We start from the raw sequence: 18,718 nt of genomic DNA, 5'->3' as shown, positions 1-18,718 counted from the left end.
GCCCGGCGAATCGTATAATGCACACATGCTGCGCGCCTTGTAAGGGTTATCAGCCATGTTTTTCGCAGAACTGTTCAATATCGCCTGACTGAAAATCAGCCAGATTCGCCATTAACTTCTCCAGCGGCCACTCCCACCAGGCAATGCGTTGTAAGGTTGCCGCAATCGCAGGCGTAAATCGCACCCGCAGCGATTTAGCCGGCACGCCACCCACGATGCTGTAAGGCGCAACGCTTTTAGTCACGACCGCCCCCGCAGCCAGCACGGCACCGTCACCAATCGTGACGCCGGGTAACACAATCACGCCATGACCTATCCAGACATCATTACCAATAATCACTTTCGCTTCGCGACGGGCAGCAAAAAATTTGCGATCGCGCTCTGCACTGGCGTCGTAATATTCCGGGCAGTAGGTAAAACGATGTTGTGAGGCGCGATCCATTGGGTGGTTAGGCGCACCGATACGCACCTGATTTGCAATCGCGGTGAAGCGCCCTATCTGCGCGTCGGCAATGCAACAGTGTTCACCCACGTAGGAGAAGTCGCCGAGCGTGCTGTATTCAAGATAGCTGTGCGCAAGGACTTCGCACTGTTGACCGATGTCGGTTTCGCGCATACGCACGCTGTGATCGATCACGGTGTGTTGGAGTTTGGCAGTAATTACGGCGGCAAGAGACATGGCAACTCCCGGGTCTGGTCAGAGGTCTGGATAAGTCACGTGCGCTGCACGGCTTAATTCAGCGACTACCTTAACCGGGAAAAATGACAAACAGATTTACGGTGAAAAAAGGCGGAGTGGTTAGCTCCGCCTTGTTTCGAGTTCCGGTTAATATACCTGACCGGTCAGTTGCATAAGGGCAACGATGATCTGCAAAATGATTCGAATGATATCCAGAATCAGCCTTGTCAGTTCCATCACTTTCCTTCTCCTGCTACAGGAGCGCGCTGTTCAGCTACCGAGGCTTTGACTCTACCCGCCGGGCGCCTAAGCACATCGTGTGGAGAGAGCTGAGCGGCACTCATGGTTAAAGCCACAGGCCAGCACCACCTGATGCCTGCCGGGATTTTAAAAACCGTGCCCCTGGGAGCGGCCAGTCAACAATGAGGCTGAGCTCACTTCTCAACACCTGTATAAACATACAGCATTTTGGCGAAACTTGAAATATTTCGCTGCACTATTTAGAATCGCAGTTGTGGAGAGTGCTGAGCACCTCGTTCGCCACCCGGTTACCAGCCAGATGACGAACAAAAAATAAAGGATTTGGCTTCATGCCAAATCCTTTTTATTGCCCCGGTTTAGGTGTTAGTTAGCGGCACTGACACGCCAGACGGTATTTCCTGCATCATCAGCAATCAATACACCGCCCTGCTTATCCGTCGCCAGTCCAACCGGCAAGCCGCGCACCTGTTTTTGATCATCCGTCAGAAACCCGGTTACTACCGGTTGTGGCAGGCCCACAGGCTTACCATTCTCAAATTTAACCCACACCACCTGATAGCCATTTAACGGCTTACGGTTCCAGCTACCGTGTTCGCTGATAAAAGCCCCACCGCGATACTGCGGCATATTGTCGCTGCTGTAAAATGTCAGGCCAAGCGGCGCAACGTGTGAGCTGAGCGCGTAATCAGGCTTGATCGCTTTCTCCACCAGATCGGGACGTTGCGGTTCTGCGCGCTTATCGACGTGCTGACCGAAATAACTGTATGGCCAGCCGTAAAAGCCTTTTTCCTGCACCGATGTGATGTAATCGGGCACCAAATCAGAGCCAATTTCGTCACGCTCATTAACAATGGCCCATAACCTGCCGCTTTCCGGTTCCCACTGCATACCCGTCGGGTTACGTAAGCCGCTCGCATAGATGCGGCTGGCTCCGCTGGCAGCATCTACTTCCAGTATGGCGGCACGGCGGTACTCCGCACCAATACCGTTTTCAGTGATATTACTGTTGGAGCCCACGCCAACATAGAGCTTAGTGCCGTCAGGGCTGGCGAGCAGCGATTTGGTCCAGTGATGGTTGATTGGCCCACCCGGCAGTTCCGTGACCTCTTCAGGCGGGGTGCGTATTTCTGTTTCGCCTTCGGTATAAGGAAATTTAACCAGGCTGTCGGCATTGGCCACGTACAGCGTATTGCCAACCAGCTGCATGCCGAAAGGCGAGAAAAGATTTTCGATAAAACGATGCTGTTCCCATTTACCGTTAACATTACGTAGCAGCGTAATACTGTTGCCACCCTCGCCAGCTTTACCTGACGCATTTTTCACAAAGCCGGTAATCAGCTCTTTGGGTTTCAGGGTGGGTTTTGGCGGCCCGTTCGATTCCGCCACCAGCACATCATTGTTAGGCAGAACATAGACCTGGCGCGGGTGTTTGAGATTCTCAGCGATTTTTTCAATCTTTAACCCTTCCGCCACTTTTGGCATTTCACCCGCTTTCCAGGGTACGCCTTCCGGCACCTGCATGGGCGGCACGATTGAATTATGTACTTCAGGTAATTCCGGGTTCGGGCCAACCTGTTTTTGCGGATCAATTAGCGCACCGTCATCACAGCCCGCCAGCAAAGCGACTAACGTCGCAGCAATGAATGTTTTTTGCCTGTTTTTCATTTTTGCTCCTCCTTAAGCTGTGCGTTGACGTAACGCGAGCTGAACATTGGCCAGCAGCAGCAACGCAACCACCAGCGTAGAGAGCGTTACCCCTAACGGCACCACCGCATAGGCATCTCGGCTGTGAATAAAGGCATTGAGAATAGCGGCGATGATGGCCACAAGCGACAGCCAGAAATGGGTTTTTTCTGCGCTATCACTGCCGCGAAACAGATAAACAAGGCTGAGAATACGCGGCAAAATGGCAATCACCAGACCGATGGCGATCAGCCAGCTGGCTGAATGTGTCCACATCAGGACATAACTTTTCATGTAGATGATATCAAACAGCCAGGCTGCAAGGAAAAAGCCAAGTGGCAGGGGTTCGAGCAGAGCGTACAGCGTGACGGCAAATGCTGATCTTCGCGAAGTATTGCGCATCTTCCTCTCCATTTTTGATCAATATGCCAGTTAAGGGCGGCGCTTCGCATCCCAGACAACCGCCCTCGCGCCTGTAAAAGATTAGTAAATATGAAAGAAAATGACGGGTTAATTCAGCAGGAAAGGAAAAACGAACAGCGTGTTCAGAGAAAAAGAAGAAAATAACCCACTCAGGAGGCCGTTGAATGATGGCGATGACGAATCACGGGCGAGTCGGCAAGTCTCTCCTGAGCCATATAGCGGCTACGTTTCAAATCGCGGATAAGCTCTTTTAAGCACTTTATCTTCGAGCCTGTCAGGCGGCATCTTTTGTGTTCATAGCCAGCCTGATTAACTGGCAGAAGTTGCTGGCCTGTTTGTTGCCCTTCGTTCAACAGCGCGCCGCGAAATATCAAGGCGGTATCCTCTGCCGGGCTGGCTATATCCGCCACTATTTTAGCTGAGCCGATAAGCGTGATGATCCCCACTGCCAGCATTCTTTTCTTCATCCCGGTAACTCGTCTGAGTGATAGTGCAAAGCATTAAAATTATGCTGTGGCACTATCACTTAAAAACAGCCGCAGGACAGTCAAAAGAATTAAACCTTTTGTGAACTATAGCTCAGCTGCGAGGGGCAAAAGCCTGTAATTCCCGGGCGTCATGGCTACAGAACATGGTTACGTCATGGCTGTGCTGCAGCGATAATTCGCGAAGCCGCTGTTGATTTGTGCGCCAGGCCTGAGTATCACTACGCATCATCCACTGATAAAACCGTAAACCTGGCGTGCAGTGGCGCGTTTCGTGATGCATTTCGCCACGATAAAACCATGCGTCACCGCCATGCAGCATCCATCCCTGACCATGACGTATTGCCACACCAGCGTGTCCGGGCGTATGTCCCGGCAAAGGCACCAGCAGAATGTCATCGCTTAAATCGTCGATAGCACGAACGGCATCAAAACCAAACCACCTCTCGCCGCCATCCGCATAGCCGCGCCAGCCATCACGGCTGCCCCACTGTTGAGGTCGGTAGCGTTGCCGGCGTAGCCAGCTCTGCGCGTTGGTTGCACTTTGTAATTCACGCTGCAGCAGATGAATACGCGCCTGCGGGAAATCGGTAATACCGCCCGCATGGTCAAAATCAAGATGCGTAAGAATGATGTGACGCACATCATCGGGTCTGAAACCTAAATCAACCACCTGTTGCCAGGCACTCAGTCGCTTGTCATAACGGATATTGTTCATTACGCGGAAAAAACCCGAAAGACGATCAGCTGGCCGCTGTATATCCTGTAAGCCCATGCCCGTGTCGACCAGAATTAAACCCTGCGCATCCGTCTCCAGTAACAGGCAATGGCAGACCAGATGAGCAAAGGGTGATGCGCTGAATCCGTCATACAGCGCGCCGCCTAGCGGACACATACAACCACAATTGAGATGGTGAATACGCACAGAGTCTCCTTATATTTAACCCGCCCGCACAATTTAGCTAAATCAAAATGGCTGGCAGGCTCCTCAAAGCTGGCTTGTTAATAATGTCATGATTAACTTATCCAGGATAATTTACAAACCCGCAAGGCGATCGCTGAAAATCACTCAACTCAAATAGCCTGAAATTAATAACGAGCTGATTTATATAGATAAAAAATAAACAGATTTTCCGGCATTTATTTAGCGAAGCCGCAGGTAGCCTATATAAAAACCGGAGCTAATCGTCGGGCAGATCCCGCTAATTAAAAAGCGTTGCGGAGGGTGGGAAATAATATTTTTCGCTTCACCTGTTATTTTTGTGGGCAGGTCACGTAGCGCGAAACGCCAGCACTTTTTCGTTACAGTGTCACTAAAAGCGCACGGATCACCGGGAAAACGCGCGGAGATAACACCGGCAAAGAAGGCATCGACGCTCAGATCAGGGTTTCCCCTGACCTGAGTTAAAAAGACGGTAAGCGTTACTGTGTCAGTTGACGGACGAAACGGATAATCTCCTGATTTTGCCCGTGCTCAAACAGACAGTGCTGAAAGCGTGGGCCACTGACGGCTGTACGTACCAGCTCTGGATCGATCGCGCGCAGCGTATCAAGATAATTCTCTTTGATCACGGCGGCTTTCACCTGATTCAGCAGGCCTGCGTTTCGCACCTGCGGCTCTTTGCGCTCGGGGGATAACCGTGGCCCTTTTCGCCGGTAAAGGCTTTTTCAAAAATAAAACGCAGATTCAGCTCTGCACCCCAGCCAAACCCTTTTGCGAAAGGCAGCGACAGCGCGTTACCGTTATTGATTTGCGCAAACAGGTAGGCATCAGCAGGATCGATGCAGTAACCGCACACCACGCCAGGATGGATATTAAGCGACATCAGCGCGCCCTGTCCGGTACCGCAACCGGCTACCACAAAATCTACCGCCTGGCTGTTGAGCAGTACGCTGGCCTGAATGCCCAGATGAATGTAGGTCAGAAGGTGATCCTGCTCGTCGCTCATGCCGACATTAAAAACCTGATGGCCCAACGGCTCTGCAACCCCTTCCAGTTCTTTTAAAACAATGGCGTTTTTCGCCGCCTGGCTGTTTTCCATCATTAGTGCGATTTTCATGATCTGCCCTTATCATTTAATTGAAACACCGTTTCATTTTAATGAAAAAGCGGTAAAGTGCATAAGCTAAATCACCCTGTCGCTGTGAGTCTCGTCACAAAATGACCACGGCGCAGCTAACCCGCATCAGGAGATCCTATGTTTATCTATCAACAAGACCGGCCACTTGAGGATTTAGGCAATGGTGTCACACGCCGTATTCTGGCCCACGGCGGTGGCATGATGGCGGTCGAAGTTAATTTTGAGCAAGGTGCGGTTGGCCCACTGCATCATCATCCGCATGAACAGTTAACCTATGTGTTAAGCGGGCGTTTTGCGTTTACTATTGCAGGCGTCACGCAGGAAGTGGGCGCTGGTGATACCTTGTATAAAGCGCCGGATGTGGTGCACGGTTGCGTCTGTCTGGAAGCGGGTACGTTGCTGGATACCTTTACGCCACAGCGCGAAGATTTCTTAGCGAAGAAATAAAAAATGCGCGGCCCCCGGTGCCGCGCAGTGATTCAGGTAGAGTGCTTTGCCCACCACAGCCGCAACGTTAATCCCCAACCGCTGGTCCAGCCGCTGGTGGTGCTCACCACCTTACCTTTGTACAGCACAATGAACGTTGGCGTGGCTGCAATGTCCCAACGTTGTGCCAGCTCGCCACGTTGATCATTGATGCCGGGTCCGTTCAGCGATTTTTTGCGCATCCAGGTTTCAACCTGAGCATCATCACCTGACCGAATCGCTACACTCAGTACCGGCTTGCCCTCAGCGATCAGGTTTGCCACGCTCCGCGTTGTCAGCTTACAGATATTGCACCAACTGGCCCAGACATACACTAACAGCGGCTGTGACTGGCTGAGCTCAGCCAGATTCAGGTTCGCATCATTCATACCGGTAACGGGGACCGCCGCCAAATCCTCGGGTAACGTCGGCGCACGCAAGCGATCCGCTCCCCAGATAAAGATCATGACGATGAGCAGTAAGCCACTCCCTTTACGCAACCCGCGTGTTAAACGTCTCATTCTGCATCCTTAATCGCTGCTTTAACCGCCATCTCGAGTTGTTCATAGGGTATCGCGCCGCTGATCATACGATCGCCTATCAGCGTTGCCGGGGTCCCCTGTACACCAAGCTGCTGCGCTAATGTCAGGTTAAGGTTGACCGTATCGAGGCTTTGCTGGCTGGGCTCTTTCAGCGTAATCCCGGTTTTTTCCAGTGCCGCTGCGATACTGGCACTATCGTGATAGCCTTTTTTCATCATCAGGCGCTTATGCAGTGCGACGAATTTTTTCGGCTGCTGCTCCCACACGGTCAGCGCCAGTCGCGCAGAACTGAGCGAGGTTTCGGAACGGTACGGCAGCGGCTTGAAGATGACGGCAACCTGAGGGTACTGCTTCATAATTTTCGTGATTTCAGCTTCGAACTTTTTACAAAACACACAGTTATAATCGGTAAACGTAACCAGCGTTAGCGTTGCGTTCTCAGGGCCAATGCGCGGCGAACCCGCATCGTTATAGAGCGCATCATGATTCTTAGTCACGATCTGCTTCACCACCTCCTGCTGTGTTTCGGCAGCCTGCTTCTCGTAAGCATCCGCCGCCTCCGCCAGAATTGACGGATTTTGTACCAGTGTTTCTTTGATCAGAACCTTAATGCGTGCTTCCTGTTCCGGGGTAAAGGGGCTGCCGCCAACGCTGGCGTGGTTAACAGCATCAAAATCAGTAACTGGGCGGTTTTCATTGTTTTTCCTTAGCGCGGGAGAGCGCCGATAGCACCGCGTCACGCGACAGCAGCGGCGATAAAATTTGACCCTGTGGCATAGCCGGGCCATAAATCTGATTGAACGGTACCGCGACACTGCCACGGCGTTGCAGGAACTGAGTGAGGATGGGATCGGCGTGGGTCCAGTCACCGCGCAGCAGAACCACATCCTCTGCCGCTAATGCGTTGCGCACGTCAGCACTGGCGAGCACGCGAGACTTGTTGATTTTACAGGTAATACACCAGTCGGCGGTCACATCGATAAAGATCCGTTTATGGCTGGCCTGAGCCACGCTTATCGCGTCCTCGCTGAGCGGTTGCCAGTTTAGCGCGTCAACACCGGAAGGAACGCGCGTGATCAGCAGCCAGGCCGCCGTGAGTGTTACCGTGAAAAAAACCGCCGTTGCCTGACGCCAGGCACCGTGCTTAATCAGCCAGCCAGACATCAGCACGACCATTGCGCCAGCTACCAGCATCACCACAGTGTGGCCCCAATGCGCGACCAGCAAACTAAGCAACCAGAAGCAGGCAACAAGCATCATCAACGCTAACAGGGTACGCAAATGCACCATCCAGCGTCCTGGACGCGGCAGACAGCGGGCAATGCCCGGCAATGCCGCAACCAACAGCCACGGCAAACTCATGCCGATACCGAGACAAAGAAACAGTAGCCAGAGTTGTGGCAGCGGTGCGGTGAGCGCATAGGCTAACGCGGTTCCAAGAAAGGGTGCACTGCACGGCGTTGCCAGCAGAGTAGCAAACGCTCCCTGAGTGAAGTGACCTGACAACCCCTTACTGCCCTGTGTTGCCAGGCGGGTATTAAAGGATGAGGGCAAACGGAAATGGAGCAGATCGAACAGGCTGGCACTAAACAAAAAGGTCACCAGCACCATTAACAGCAGAAAGACGGGGCTTTGAAACTGAATGCCCCAACCTAACGCCTGGCCGCTGAGCCGCAGCGCACTCATTAACAGGGCCAGAAACAGAAACGACGTGATGATGCCTGCGCCAGAAGCTAAAAATTGCTGGCGCGTCTGGCGTCGCGTCTGTGCCGGTTGTTGCACCAGTCCGCTCAGTTTGATGGCTAATACCGGCAATACACAGGGCATGAGATTGAGGATAAATCCACCCAGCAATGCCATTAGCGTTATAAACAGAAAGCTTTGCCCCTGAGAAGAGAACAGCGCCTGGCTGCCCAGCCTCGTTTCACTTTGTTGCGCCATGCCGCTGTCGGCCAACACCAGCGACAATGTTTCACCGGCCAGGGCCGGTGTGCTTTCTCCCCATTCATCCGTGACCGGCGCCCGCGCCTCCAGCAGATTACCGCTGATGTTTAGCGTGGGTTTGCCAATTATCGTCCCGGAAGGATGATCAAAAAACAGCTGAGGATGCTGCCATCCAGCCTGACGCTGTGCACGAATTTGCAGCTCGCCATTCACGTAACTGGCGCTAAGTGAATCCGTCAGGCCTGCGGCGACCGGCACCTGAGCCATGGCGCGTGAATAATCTGCCGCAAACTCTGCGTCGCCGGGCTGACTGAGATCCAGCGAAAAAGGATAGTCGGTAAGAATGCAGACATCAGAACAGGTTGAAAGCGTCAGCGTGCCAGCCAGGCGATCACCCTGCACGTTATGCAGCCTGAGCGGCAAAGCAACCCTGTCGTGATAACCCTGAGTCGTTATGCCTGACACGTTAAAACGCGCAGGCGTTGGCCAGTGCCATTCGCTTTGAATGCCAGACTGCTGCCAGTGAATTGTGGGTGCAACGCCCCCTTCGCCCGGCGTTCGCCAGTAGGTTTTCCAGCCAGATTCAAGGCGAATATCTAACAGCAACTGCGTAGTGCTGCCCTGAGGTGCACTACGCAGGCGAACGTCGGCATGGTTATTTTGCGCATCGCGCAGCCAGCCACTGTCTGCCGCCTGTACAGCAGGCAGGCAAGCGAGAGACAGGAGCAGCAGGCTCCTGATGAAAAAATTCATAATGTTCTCCGAAAAAGTGAATTAACGCGGGGTTAGCGCGGGTATCACAGTCGGAAAACGCAAAAGGTAAGATGCCGCCGTCGGGGTGGGGCCTGATGCAAACACGCCTGCGTAGTGTGCAGGCGTAGCGGCAGAGCACTGCGGACGAAAGTCAGCAGCAACAATAAAAAAGGAAATGGCAGATCAAAAAGCGGCGCATGACCCGGCAGAGATTTGGCGCTTAACGCACAACTGCTGTCGCCGGAAAAATGCTGATCAACGGGAGCGGTAACGATTTGCTGCGTCGCAACGGAAGAAGTCACAGCGCGCTGTAACACGCACAGCGTTAATACCAGACAAGCCAGTAGCAAAATGCATTTTGCACGCCGTTGCGTAATCGTCATGATATCGCCCGAAAGTAAGGTGCGCTTATAGTAAGCCTGTTCACCATAAGCACAACCCACTATCGTGTAAACTTTTGTTTATATTTTTCTGTGGTCCGGTTACACAATATCGTCAACGACACCGCCATCCACCCGCAAAGCCGCACCAGAGGTTGCCGAGGAGAGCGGTGAACAGATATAAACCACCATATTGGCGACCTCTTCAACTGTTGCGGCACGCTGAATAACAGAGCTGGGCCGCTGGCTCATCACAAACGCTTTCGCCAGGCTTTCGAGTGATTTACCGGTGCGCGCTATTTCCTCTGCCATCATGCTGGCGAAACCGTCGGATAAAGTCGGCCCGGGCAATATGCTGTTAACCGTGACGCCAGATCCCGCCGCCACTTTTGCCAGGCCTCGCGCCAGAGCAAGTTGTGCGGTTTTTGTGACGCCGTAGTGCACCATATCAGCCGGAATATTGCGCGCCGATTCAGAAGAGATAAACACCACACGGCCCCACTCTTTCTCCACCATTTTCGGCAGCAGCGCGCGTGACAGACGCACGCCCGACATGACATTGGTTTGCCAGTATTGCTCCCACGTGTCGTCGTCGGCGCTGTAAAAATCCTTTTGCCCATAGATGCCCGCGTTATTGACCAAAATATCGATGTGCGGCAGCCCTTTCAGTACAGCATCCACTCCCTGCGCGCTACCCAGATCGGCTATCGCACTGTGAATTTTTACGCCAGGCACCGCCGCATTCAGTTTTTGCTGCGCCCTGCTTATTGTGGCTTCGCTGCGCCCGTTAAGCACAATATCAGCACCGCACTCTGCTAATCCCTGGACAATAGCGAAACCGATACCGCCTGTTGATGCCGTCACCAGGGCCGTTTTCCCGCTGAGATCTATCTTCATGCTTTTCTCCTGTAGGTGGCGTTTAGCGTGATGTACGACAAAAAAGCCTGGTTGAAAACCCGGCTTTTTCATTGTCAGAACATGCTGCGATCGCGGCTATTCGGATTCAGTTTGATGCAAAAAGCGACCAGGATAGTCGGGCTTAATATGATGCTGGGCATCATAACGGCCAAACAGTTTATAGCGATTGAGCGCAATGCGATCGTAAGCAAAATTACTGAGGCGATCGGGTAAGTAGCGCAGTACACTGAGAAAGCGCCAGGGGCAGAGAGCTTGTGCATGACGCGGAACACGGCCTGCGCACGTAGCCAGTGTTGTTGATCGGCGATATAGACAATTGTACTGACATTCTCTTGCGGTAAACCTGCCCAGCGTAATAAGGCTTTTCCCTCTTCACTCTGTACCGAGGCAAAACGGACTTCGCGCGCCACATGATGACGCAGCATGAAATTGACCCAGCCATTGCACAATTTGCAAACGCCGTCATAAAGTACGGCGCTCTCACCGGGTTGCAGATAAGGCGGTTGCGACATGATCTTCCTCATTTACTGGCGTATCAGATTGAGTGTAGTCGTCAGCGCACAGCAAAAGCAGTACCGTTGCAAGATTGACGTAAAAAGGTAACAGGCGGAATGAGGAGCGGTAAAAGGCGGGGAGTAAGGCGTCAGGCCGCAGAAGAGTTAAACATCCCTCTGCTGCGGCCCGGCTTGGTTACTTAGCGTAAGCCTCAGTAGAAATCGTCAGCGTGACATCATCGCTCACGGCCGGTACATATTTGTCCAGCCTGAAGTCAGAACGCTTAATCGTACCGGTTGCATCAAAGCCGATCGCCTGTTTTTTTCACCATTGGATGCATGCCCTGCTGATTCAGCGTGGCGTGCAGCGTAACGGGCCTGGTAATGCCTTTCAGCGTCAGGTTGCCTTCAATATCAAATTTATTGTCCCCTTTCGCCATCACTTTGGTGCTGTGGAAGGTGGCGTTTGGATATTTAGCCACATCAAAATATTCCGCACCCTTAAACTCTTTGGTCAGCGCAGCAACATGGCTGTCAATCTGGGTGATCGGCAGCGTCACATCGACCCGTGACTGCTCTGGGTGATCCTTATCAAACACTAACGAGCCGCTGGTGTTTGCAATATCAGCAGTGGGATGGGAGAAACCAAAGTGCGTCCAGGTCACAATCACCGACGTATGCTCAGGGTTGAGCTGATAGCTCATCGCTTCTGCCTGGGAGAAAGGTGCATAAAGAGTCGCAAGGGCTAACAGCGGCAGCGCAACACGCTTGAGGTTTTTCACAGTAAATTCCTTATTAAACAGTTTCACTGTGAGTGTGGTTCAAGGCAGCGGGAATAAACAGTGAAGAGATTTGGTCAAAATTTTCAAAATTATTCAGCAATATCGTTACGTGACTATCACGCTGCGCGCCCGTCAGAGAAAAGTACCCGCCAGGCGCGGCGTTCACGAAGCAACTGCTGATGCAGTTGTTGCAGATCTTCCCACGTCAGCGCATCAATTGCTGCGGGTTCCGGTTCAGGCAGGCCATTTTCGCGACGCAGCAGCGCCAGAGCCGGATCGCTGTTAACGGTGCGTATATGCGATTTGAGCGAAGCCATATCCAGCGTCGGCATCGCTTCAGTCAGCGCGCGCAAAAACATTTTGCAATGACGCAGTAAGGCCGTCACGCTCAACGCGGGTGATTGCAGTGCAAACAGAACCCCATCGCGATCGGCGCAGCGGAGATAACGACTACTGACCACATAGCCAATTTGCTGCTCCACCCGCAGCCGCTGAAAAAGCGTGGCTCATAAACCAGCGCGAGTGCACGCAAGGCGGCAAGCTGCGGCGCATTTTTAAGGGGAATAAACAGCAGTAATGCCCTGTCGCGACTGGCGTGATCCACACGGGTTAAACCGCCGCGTGGCGCGGGAGGCGTAAAGCGTTGCGCAGGATTTACCGGCACGCTAAACAGCGAAAGATGACAGGCAACAAGCTGATGTTGTTTTTTACTGCCGCCACTCAACACGGCACGCCAGCATGCGGGCTGAAAAACGGCGGTTAACTGACGTGGCAGCACCCTGAGTAACTGGCGGATAGCAATGGTGTCTGGCGCTTCCTCTGCAACTGATTCTGCCTGCTGTGAAAAAACGCGCAGGATCTGTGCCAGCGCCCAGTCAGCCGCCAGCCAGTCGTCTGGCAAGCGCAGCGTCAACTGCCAGACGCCCTGCACTTCATGCCAGTCACCATGCCCGCCCAGATGGCGAACAGTCGCAAATAAGGGACGCAGCCGTTCGCCATAAGCCAGTGCAGTTTCAGCGCAAAGATTGGTGAAAAACTCAGGGCGCAGCGTCAGGGTGGCCACCGTATCATCCGGTTTCACCTGCGGTAAGGTTATTGCCTGATCGGGTAAAACTGAAGGCGCAAAGGGCCTGTTCCGGGGATAAAAATGTAAGGATGCCGGTTCCACTCTCATCTCAGACGAAGTGGGCCAGGTTGCCAGCGACAGCTCAAATCCCTGAGTAAGCACAGTTTCGCCCTGCACCTCAGGTGAGCAAAACAGTCTGGCAAGCGGCGCATTAAGCACAGCGGTAATCAGCCTGGCAAACCACACCGGCTCCGCAGGCGCAAAGCCCAGTACGCGCTGCTGTAACTGTGCCAGCGGCGACAGCGTGGCAAACTGCTGCTGCGCCAGTTGCAGATAGTGTTGCTGCTGTGCGGAGGTGGTAAGTAACAAAGCCTGCAACGTCTGGCGCACCAGTGCTGTTACCGCATCGGGAGCATCAGTGGTGAAAACGGCAGCCAGCAAACAGCTGTTATCCGCCTGATAAAGCCATTTCAGCGTCAGGTTGCTGGCTATGCCGCGCTGACGCAGCGTTGCCATCAGGCTACCCTCCGCTTCATCAAGCAAAAACTCACGCAATAAAGTGACGCTGTCACTTAGGTCAGCGGGCAGCAACCACGAAAGCCACAGCGTGCTGTCGCCCAGCGCGTGCATTTTCACCGCATGAGCGGCAGAGAAACGTAACGCTGGCGCGGATGAGTACATGTCGCCTTCAGGCAATGCACCTGCAAAATCACGGGCGATTTGCTCCAGCGCCTCCAGCGATTGCGGTCCCTGTAACCACAACTGCATATTCTTTGCGACAAAAAAGCGACGATGAAAATCCCGCAGTGCCGTTTGTAACGCGCCCGTGTTGTCACCGAATGCCGCTGCACTGCCAATGGTAAATCGTTGAAAAAAGCCGGGTTCAGCGATCAGGCTGCACAGTGCCGCCTCGGCTCGCGCCGGTGCGTGACAACGTAACATCTGATACTCAGCGTCAATGACCGCCACTTCCTGTTTTATCGCAGAAAGCGTCAGCAGCGGCGCGCACAGCATGTCCTGTAAACGCGCAACACCGTCTGACAGTTGATCGCTGGCGGTCTCGAAAAACCAGGCGCTGCGCCGCGCCAGCGTCGTGGCATTCACACGTCCGCCGCTGGCCTGGATCCAGCGCATCAGGCGCCCTTCATCGGGCCAGCGTTCGCTGCCGGTAAATAACAGATGCTCTAACAAATGTGCCAGGCCAGGCCAGCGTTCAGGCTCATCATGACTCCCCGCAGCGACCTGCACCAGTGCTGCCGCCTCGGTGGCTTCTGGCTGATGGATCAGCGTGACCTTCAGGCCATTTGGCAGCAGCAGCGGGCGGATCATCAGATATTGCCTGACTTGTAAATCAACTGAGAGTTACTGCGGTTGCGGAATTGCAGTTGACCAATTTTGATGTCGCTGCAATCTGCCTCACGGCGGGCTTCAAGAATTTTGCCGTGATGCGGTGACTTACTGCATACCGGATCAGCGTTATCTGCATCGCCTGTCAGCATGAAGGCCTGGCAGCGACAGCCGCCAAAATCTTTCTCTTTTTCGTCGCAAGAGCGGCACGGCTCCGGCATCCAGTCATAACCGCGATAGCGATTGAAACCAAACGAGTGATACCAGATATCCTCCAGACTCTGCTCCAGCACGGACGGAAACTGCACCGGTAACTGCCGCGCACTGTGGCAAGGCAGCGCCGTGCCTTCTGGCGTCACGCTGAGGAAGATCGCCCCCAACCGCCCATGCAGCCTTTCGGACGCTCTTCATAATAGTCGGGCGTAACAAACAGCAGATTGGTCAGGTTACCCGTGGCGCTCATGCGCTCACGATATTGCTGAACGATACCTTCTGCTCGGGCAATCTGCTCGCGGGTGGGCAACAGTCCCTGGCGATTCAGCTGCGCCCAGCCGTAAAACTGACAGGTTGCCAGCTCAACGTCATCCGCTTCCAGTTCAATACAGAGGTCGATGATTTTATCGATCTGATCGATGTTGTGGCGATGCAGCACAAAGTTAAGCACCATCGGATAACCATGCGCTTTTACCGCCTTTGCCATCTCCAGTTTTTGCTGAAACGCTTTTTTGGATCCCGCCAGGGCCGCATTCAGCGTTTCATCACTGGCCTGGAAACTGATCTGGATATGGTCAAGCCCGGCATCGGCAAAAGCATCAAGCTTGTTTTGCGTCAGACCAATGCCTGAGGTGATCAGGTTGGTGTAGAAACCCAGATCGCGCGCGGCACGGATCAGCTCCGGCAGGTCTTTGCGCGTCAGCGGTTCGCCACCGGAAAAGCCCAGCTGCACGCTGCCCATAGCGCGCGCCTGACGAAAGACTTCAATCCACTGTTCGGTGGACAGCTCTTTTTCCTGCTGGGCAAAATCGAGCGGATTCGAGCAGTAAGGGCACTGGAGCGGGCAGCGATAGGTCAGCTCCGCCAGCAGCCACAGCGGCGGATTAACGCCAGATTTATGCTGGGTCACGGAACTGTATCCACTTCTGTTCACAGGCTGATTGCAGAAACTCTTTGACATCTGCGCCCACGCCACCCGCTTCCGGGAAACGTTGATCAAGCGTAGCGATAATCGCGGCTGTGTCTTGTTTGCCGTCGACCAGTTCCAGAATGGCGGCCGCGGTTTCATTCAGCGTTGCCATGCCTTCCGGATACAGCACTACATGGCTCTCCTGCGCGGCTTCCCACTGCAGGCGATACCCGCGACGGAACGCGGGAATTGAGTTCTCATTCATGATTTATACCAGTCGGGTGGTGTGCCACGCCGCCTTGTCGGTGACGGTGTGATAAGGCGGACGCTTCAGTTCATAAGCCATAGTCATAGCGTCGAGCATTGTCCACAAAATATCCAGTTTGAATTGCAGGATCTCCAGCATCCGGTTCTGTTTTTCTGCGGTGGTGCAGAACGCCAGCGCCAGCGCCAGGCCATGTTCAACGTCGCGATTCGCCTGACTCAGGCGACTGCGGAAATAAAAATAGCCCTCTTCTTTGATCCACGGATAGTGCTGTGGCCAGCTGTCGAGACGAGACTGATGAATCTGGGGTGCAAACAGCTCGGTCAGCGAACTGCATGCTGCTTCCTGCCAGTTGGCGCGGCGGGCAAAATTGACATAAGCATCCACCGCAAAACGCACGCCAGGCAGCACATGTTTTTCGGATAATAAATCATCACGATTCAGACCTACAGCTTCGCCCAGACGGAGCCAGGCTTCGATACCGCCATCCTGCCCGTTGCTGCCGTCATGATCGAGAATGCGCTGTACCCATTTACGACGTGTTGCCGGGTCCGGGCAGTTCGCCATGATCGCGGCATCTTTCAGCGGAATACTGGTCTGATAGTAAAAACGATTCGCTACCCAGCCCTGAATCTGTTCAGGTGTTGCCTGCCCGTTATGCATCGCAATGTGATAAGGGTGATGAATGTGGTAGTAAGCGCCTTTGTCGCGTAACGCCTGTTCAAACGCCTGTGGCGACAGCGTTTCCGTTATCTGCATGATTTAGCCCTGAAGGTGGATCGCCATCCCATCCCAGCTCACCTCTATGCCTTGTTGCGTCAGAAACTGACGCTGCGGTGATTGCTCATTGAGGATCGGATTGGTGTTGTTAATGTGAATAAGAATTTTGCGCTTTGCCGGTAGTGACGCCAGCAGCGCCATTAAGCCCTGCTCTTCCGCCAGCGCCAGATGACCCATGGCTTTACCGGTATTTTTACCCACACCGGCAGTGAGTAATTCATCATCCTGCCAGACGGTGCCGTCAATCAGTAAGCAATCGGCCCGCTTCAGCCAGGGCAAAATAACGTCATCAGGCTCGCCCAGCCCCGGCGCATAAAGCAGGGTCTGGCCGTTGGCGCGGTTTTCAATGAACAGCGCCACATTATGGCCCGGCAGAGGACGGTCGCGGTAAGGCGAATATGGCGGTGCGTTACTCAGAATGGGGATCGCGGTGAACTGCAGATCAGAACAGACATCCACGTTAAACGGGGTCAACGGCGCGATGGGCCGGTGCTGTAATCCGCCGTTCCAGTGCTTTAGCATGGTGAAGACCGGAAAACCGCTGGTGAGATCGTCATGCACTTCCGGCGTACACCACACCTGATGCGGACATCCCTCACGCAGGCTGAGCAAGCCGGTGGTGTGATCGATCTGGCTGTCGGTAAGAATAATGCCGCCAATGCCGGTGCCGCGCAGCACACCTTTTTGGTTAATTCGGGGGTATGCAGGATCTGCTGGCTGATGTCCGGTGAGGCGTTACACAACACCCACTCTTCGCCATTGTCGCTGAGAATAATTGATGACTGGGTGCGTGGGCTGGCCTGGATAGTGCCGTTACGCACGCCATGGCAATTAGCACAGTTGCAGTTCCACTGAGGAAAACCCCCACCCGCAGCCGATCCGAGGACTTTAATAAACATGAAAGAAAACCAGATGTTGAAACAAAATGCCCGCACGAGCGGCGGGCAGAAAGATTAGCGGTTGGAGATGTACAGCGTCACTTCCAGACCTAAACGTAAATCAACAAAAGTTGGCTTTTTCCACATAATTTTCTTCCTCTTCAAATGGTTAAAACAAAATTGCTGTCAGAAACAATTATAACCGGATTTGAAACGCGATGCCGATCACAATTTTAGCCGACAGATGGTGCGCCAATGGCGCGGCGAGATCAACCCGCAAGACGTAAGGAAATTGTTATTGCTGCCAGGTCTGTTGTAAAACCCGCTGCCAGTTTCCCCACGCCAGTTTTTCTGACAATGCCTGATCATAGCCTGCATCGCGCAAAGCAGCGAATAACCGGGGTAATCCGCTGACATCGCCTAACGCATCGGGGGTTGAAATACCGTCAAAGTCAGAACCCAGCGCCACATGTTCAGGCCCCATTGTCCTGAGCAAATGATCACAATGCTTAACAATTTCTGCCAAAGGTGTATCGCTGTCGCGTTTTCCATCGGCGCGCAGGAAAGCATTGCCAAAATTAATGCCGACGACGCCACCGCTGGCACGTATTGCTTCCAGCTGTGCATCGGTGAGATTTCGCGGCTGAGCACAAAGCGCATGGGCGTTGGAATGCGTCGCCACCAGCGGTGCGCAGGAGAGTCGCGCTGTATCCCAAAACGCTTTCTCATTCATATGCGAGACGTCAATCATCATATGTAACGCGTTGGCCTGCTGAATAAACGCCTTACCTTCTGCAGTCAGCCCATCGCCGGTATCGGGTGAGGCGGGAAAGCGGCCATTCACGCCATAGCCAAAGCGGTTCGGCAAATTCCAGAATGGCCCGATGCTGCGTACCCCGGCCTGGTAAAACTCAGTGAGCAGTTCACCTTCGCCATCCAGCGCATCCGCGCCTTCAATGTGAGCCACCAGCGCCAGCACGCCGCTGGCGCGGCACTCCGCGATCTCTGCCGCGCTGCGGCAGAGTTTTGCCCGCCCGTGCGAACAAGCGGCAATCTGCTGCAAAATATCAAGCTGCTGCCACATAATTTCCAGCGGCTGATAAGGCTGTTCAGCATGGTGCGGTGCCATTTGCGTGATATAGGCCAGAGGCGGAACAAAGATAGCGAACAGGCCCCCGGCAAAACCACCCTGCTGCATACGCGGGAAATCCAGATGGCCGCGCTCGATGCCATTAAAAAACGCCGCCGCTGGGGCGTCGCGATGATGTAACCAAAGATTGAGCAACAGGTCATTATGACCGTCAAAAGTCAGCATAGCGGTGTGAGACATGATAAAACATCGCGCCATGCTACGCGGGCGCTGCCGTTT

The 18,718-nt window shown here is 53.7% G+C and carries 16 protein-coding genes and 6 pseudogenes; 1 reads left to right on the top strand and 21 read right to left on the bottom strand.

The features are described 5' to 3' along the window. Nucleotides 1-49 precede the first annotated feature (49 nt). The 6 genes and pseudogenes from O3W44_RS03665 to O3W44_RS03640 form a co-directional block, all read right to left on the bottom strand. Complete coding sequence (locus O3W44_RS03665) at nucleotides 50-679, bottom strand: DapH/DapD/GlmU-related protein (protein WP_269292025.1); 630 nt, start codon at nucleotides 677-679, stop codon at nucleotides 50-52. Between the two features lie 624 nt (nucleotides 680-1,303). Then, on the bottom strand, nucleotides 1,304-2,605 hold the full coding sequence (locus O3W44_RS03660) for a PQQ-dependent sugar dehydrogenase (RefSeq protein WP_269292024.1): 1,302 nt from the start codon (nucleotides 2,603-2,605) through the stop codon (nucleotides 1,304-1,306). Nucleotides 2,606-2,617: 12 nt separating this feature from the next. After that, on the bottom strand, nucleotides 2,618-3,025 hold the full coding sequence (locus O3W44_RS03655; RefSeq protein WP_269292023.1) for a DUF2231 domain-containing protein: 408 nt from the start codon (nucleotides 3,023-3,025) through the stop codon (nucleotides 2,618-2,620). Between the two features lie 170 nt (nucleotides 3,026-3,195). After that, nucleotides 3,196-3,513, bottom strand: coding sequence for a hypothetical protein (locus tag O3W44_RS03650; RefSeq protein ID WP_269292022.1), 318 nt, complete (start codon nucleotides 3,511-3,513; stop codon nucleotides 3,196-3,198). A 112-nt stretch (nucleotides 3,514-3,625) separates the two neighbouring features. Then, complete coding sequence (locus O3W44_RS03645) at nucleotides 3,626-4,456, bottom strand: MBL fold metallo-hydrolase (protein ID WP_269292021.1); 831 nt, start codon at nucleotides 4,454-4,456, stop codon at nucleotides 3,626-3,628. A 497-nt stretch (nucleotides 4,457-4,953) separates the two neighbouring features. Beyond that, a pseudogene (locus tag O3W44_RS03640) lies at nucleotides 4,954-5,591 on the bottom strand (RpiB/LacA/LacB family sugar-phosphate isomerase). A gap of 138 nt (nucleotides 5,592-5,729) precedes the next feature. Between O3W44_RS03640 and O3W44_RS03635 the strand changes: the two are divergent. Beyond that, nucleotides 5,730-6,059, top strand: a complete 330-nt coding sequence (locus tag O3W44_RS03635) for a cupin domain-containing protein (RefSeq protein WP_269292020.1) — start codon at nucleotides 5,730-5,732, stop codon at nucleotides 6,057-6,059. Between the two features lie 32 nt (nucleotides 6,060-6,091). On the opposite strand, the gene O3W44_RS03630 is transcribed toward O3W44_RS03635, so the two are convergent. The 15 genes and pseudogenes from O3W44_RS03630 to O3W44_RS03565 form a co-directional block, all read right to left on the bottom strand. Next, nucleotides 6,092-6,598 (bottom strand): protein disulfide oxidoreductase, encoded by a 507-nt coding sequence (locus tag O3W44_RS03630; protein ID WP_269292019.1) that lies wholly within the window; start codon nucleotides 6,596-6,598, stop codon nucleotides 6,092-6,094. Continuing rightward, nucleotides 6,595-7,316, bottom strand: a pseudogene (locus O3W44_RS03625) (DsbA family protein). Before O3W44_RS03625 ends, O3W44_RS03630 begins: the two are co-directional and overlap by 4 nt. Further along, a complete protein-coding gene (locus O3W44_RS03620) occupies nucleotides 7,313-9,316 on the bottom strand; it encodes a protein-disulfide reductase DsbD family protein (RefSeq protein ID WP_269292018.1) in 2,004 nt (667 codons plus the stop codon). The pseudogene O3W44_RS03625 and the gene O3W44_RS03620 overlap by 4 nt, the downstream one beginning before the upstream one ends. Nucleotides 9,317-9,360: 44 nt before the next feature. Continuing rightward, the gene (locus O3W44_RS03615; protein ID WP_269292017.1) at nucleotides 9,361-9,699 is read right to left on the bottom strand and encodes a hypothetical protein; all 339 of its coding nucleotides are present in this window, start codon (nucleotides 9,697-9,699) and stop codon (nucleotides 9,361-9,363) included. Nucleotides 9,700-9,798: 99 nt separating this feature from the next. Then, the gene (locus tag O3W44_RS03610) at nucleotides 9,799-10,593 is read right to left on the bottom strand and encodes an SDR family NAD(P)-dependent oxidoreductase (RefSeq protein ID WP_269292016.1); all 795 of its coding nucleotides are present in this window, start codon (nucleotides 10,591-10,593) and stop codon (nucleotides 9,799-9,801) included. 96 nt (nucleotides 10,594-10,689) lie between these two features. After that, nucleotides 10,690-11,126: pseudogene (locus tag O3W44_RS03605) on the bottom strand (thiol-disulfide oxidoreductase DCC family protein). Nucleotides 11,127-11,304: 178 nt separating this feature from the next. Next, nucleotides 11,305-11,890, bottom strand: a pseudogene (locus tag O3W44_RS03600) (YceI family protein). Nucleotides 11,891-12,006: 116 nt separating this feature from the next. Then, nucleotides 12,007-12,351, bottom strand: coding sequence for a hypothetical protein (locus O3W44_RS24910; protein ID WP_442954598.1), 345 nt, complete (start codon nucleotides 12,349-12,351; stop codon nucleotides 12,007-12,009). Further along, nucleotides 12,279-14,285, bottom strand: coding sequence for a pyrroloquinoline quinone biosynthesis protein PqqF (gene pqqF / locus O3W44_RS03595; protein ID WP_442954597.1), 2,007 nt, complete (start codon nucleotides 14,283-14,285; stop codon nucleotides 12,279-12,281). Before pqqF ends, O3W44_RS24910 begins: the two co-directional genes overlap by 73 nt. Next, nucleotides 14,285-15,426 (bottom strand): annotated as a pseudogene (pqqE, locus tag O3W44_RS03590) (pyrroloquinoline quinone biosynthesis protein PqqE). Before pqqE ends, pqqF begins: the two are co-directional and overlap by 1 nt. Then, nucleotides 15,413-15,691: a pyrroloquinoline quinone biosynthesis peptide chaperone PqqD gene (pqqD, locus tag O3W44_RS03585; protein WP_269292015.1), complete on the bottom strand. Its 279-nt coding sequence runs from the start codon at nucleotides 15,689-15,691 to the stop codon at nucleotides 15,413-15,415. Before pqqD ends, pqqE begins: the two are co-directional and overlap by 14 nt. A 3-nt stretch (nucleotides 15,692-15,694) precedes the next feature. Next, nucleotides 15,695-16,450, bottom strand: a complete 756-nt coding sequence (gene pqqC, locus O3W44_RS03580; RefSeq protein ID WP_269292014.1) for a pyrroloquinoline-quinone synthase PqqC — start codon at nucleotides 16,448-16,450, stop codon at nucleotides 15,695-15,697. 3 nt (nucleotides 16,451-16,453) lie between these two features. After that, a pseudogene (gene pqqB, locus O3W44_RS03575) lies at nucleotides 16,454-17,370 on the bottom strand (pyrroloquinoline quinone biosynthesis protein PqqB). 54 nt (nucleotides 17,371-17,424) lie between these two features. Continuing rightward, nucleotides 17,425-17,496 carry a pyrroloquinoline quinone precursor peptide PqqA gene (pqqA, locus tag O3W44_RS03570; protein WP_009090272.1) on the bottom strand — a complete coding sequence of 24 codons (72 nt, stop codon included), beginning with the start codon at nucleotides 17,494-17,496 and terminating at the stop codon, nucleotides 17,425-17,427. 148 nt (nucleotides 17,497-17,644) lie between these two features. Beyond that, entirely contained in the window at nucleotides 17,645-18,679 is a 1,035-nt protein-coding gene (locus O3W44_RS03565; protein WP_331283431.1) for a dipeptidase, read from the bottom strand. Nucleotides 18,680-18,718: the final 39 nt, after the last annotated feature.

Origin of the sequence: Pantoea sp. LMR881 (assembly GCF_027157825.1) — a bacterium.
Taxonomy (GTDB): Bacteria; Pseudomonadota; Gammaproteobacteria; order Enterobacterales; family Enterobacteriaceae; genus Pantoea; species Pantoea haifensis.
The sequence above is the reverse complement of the archived record's forward strand: the minus strand, read 5'-3'. Positions and strand labels throughout refer to the sequence as shown.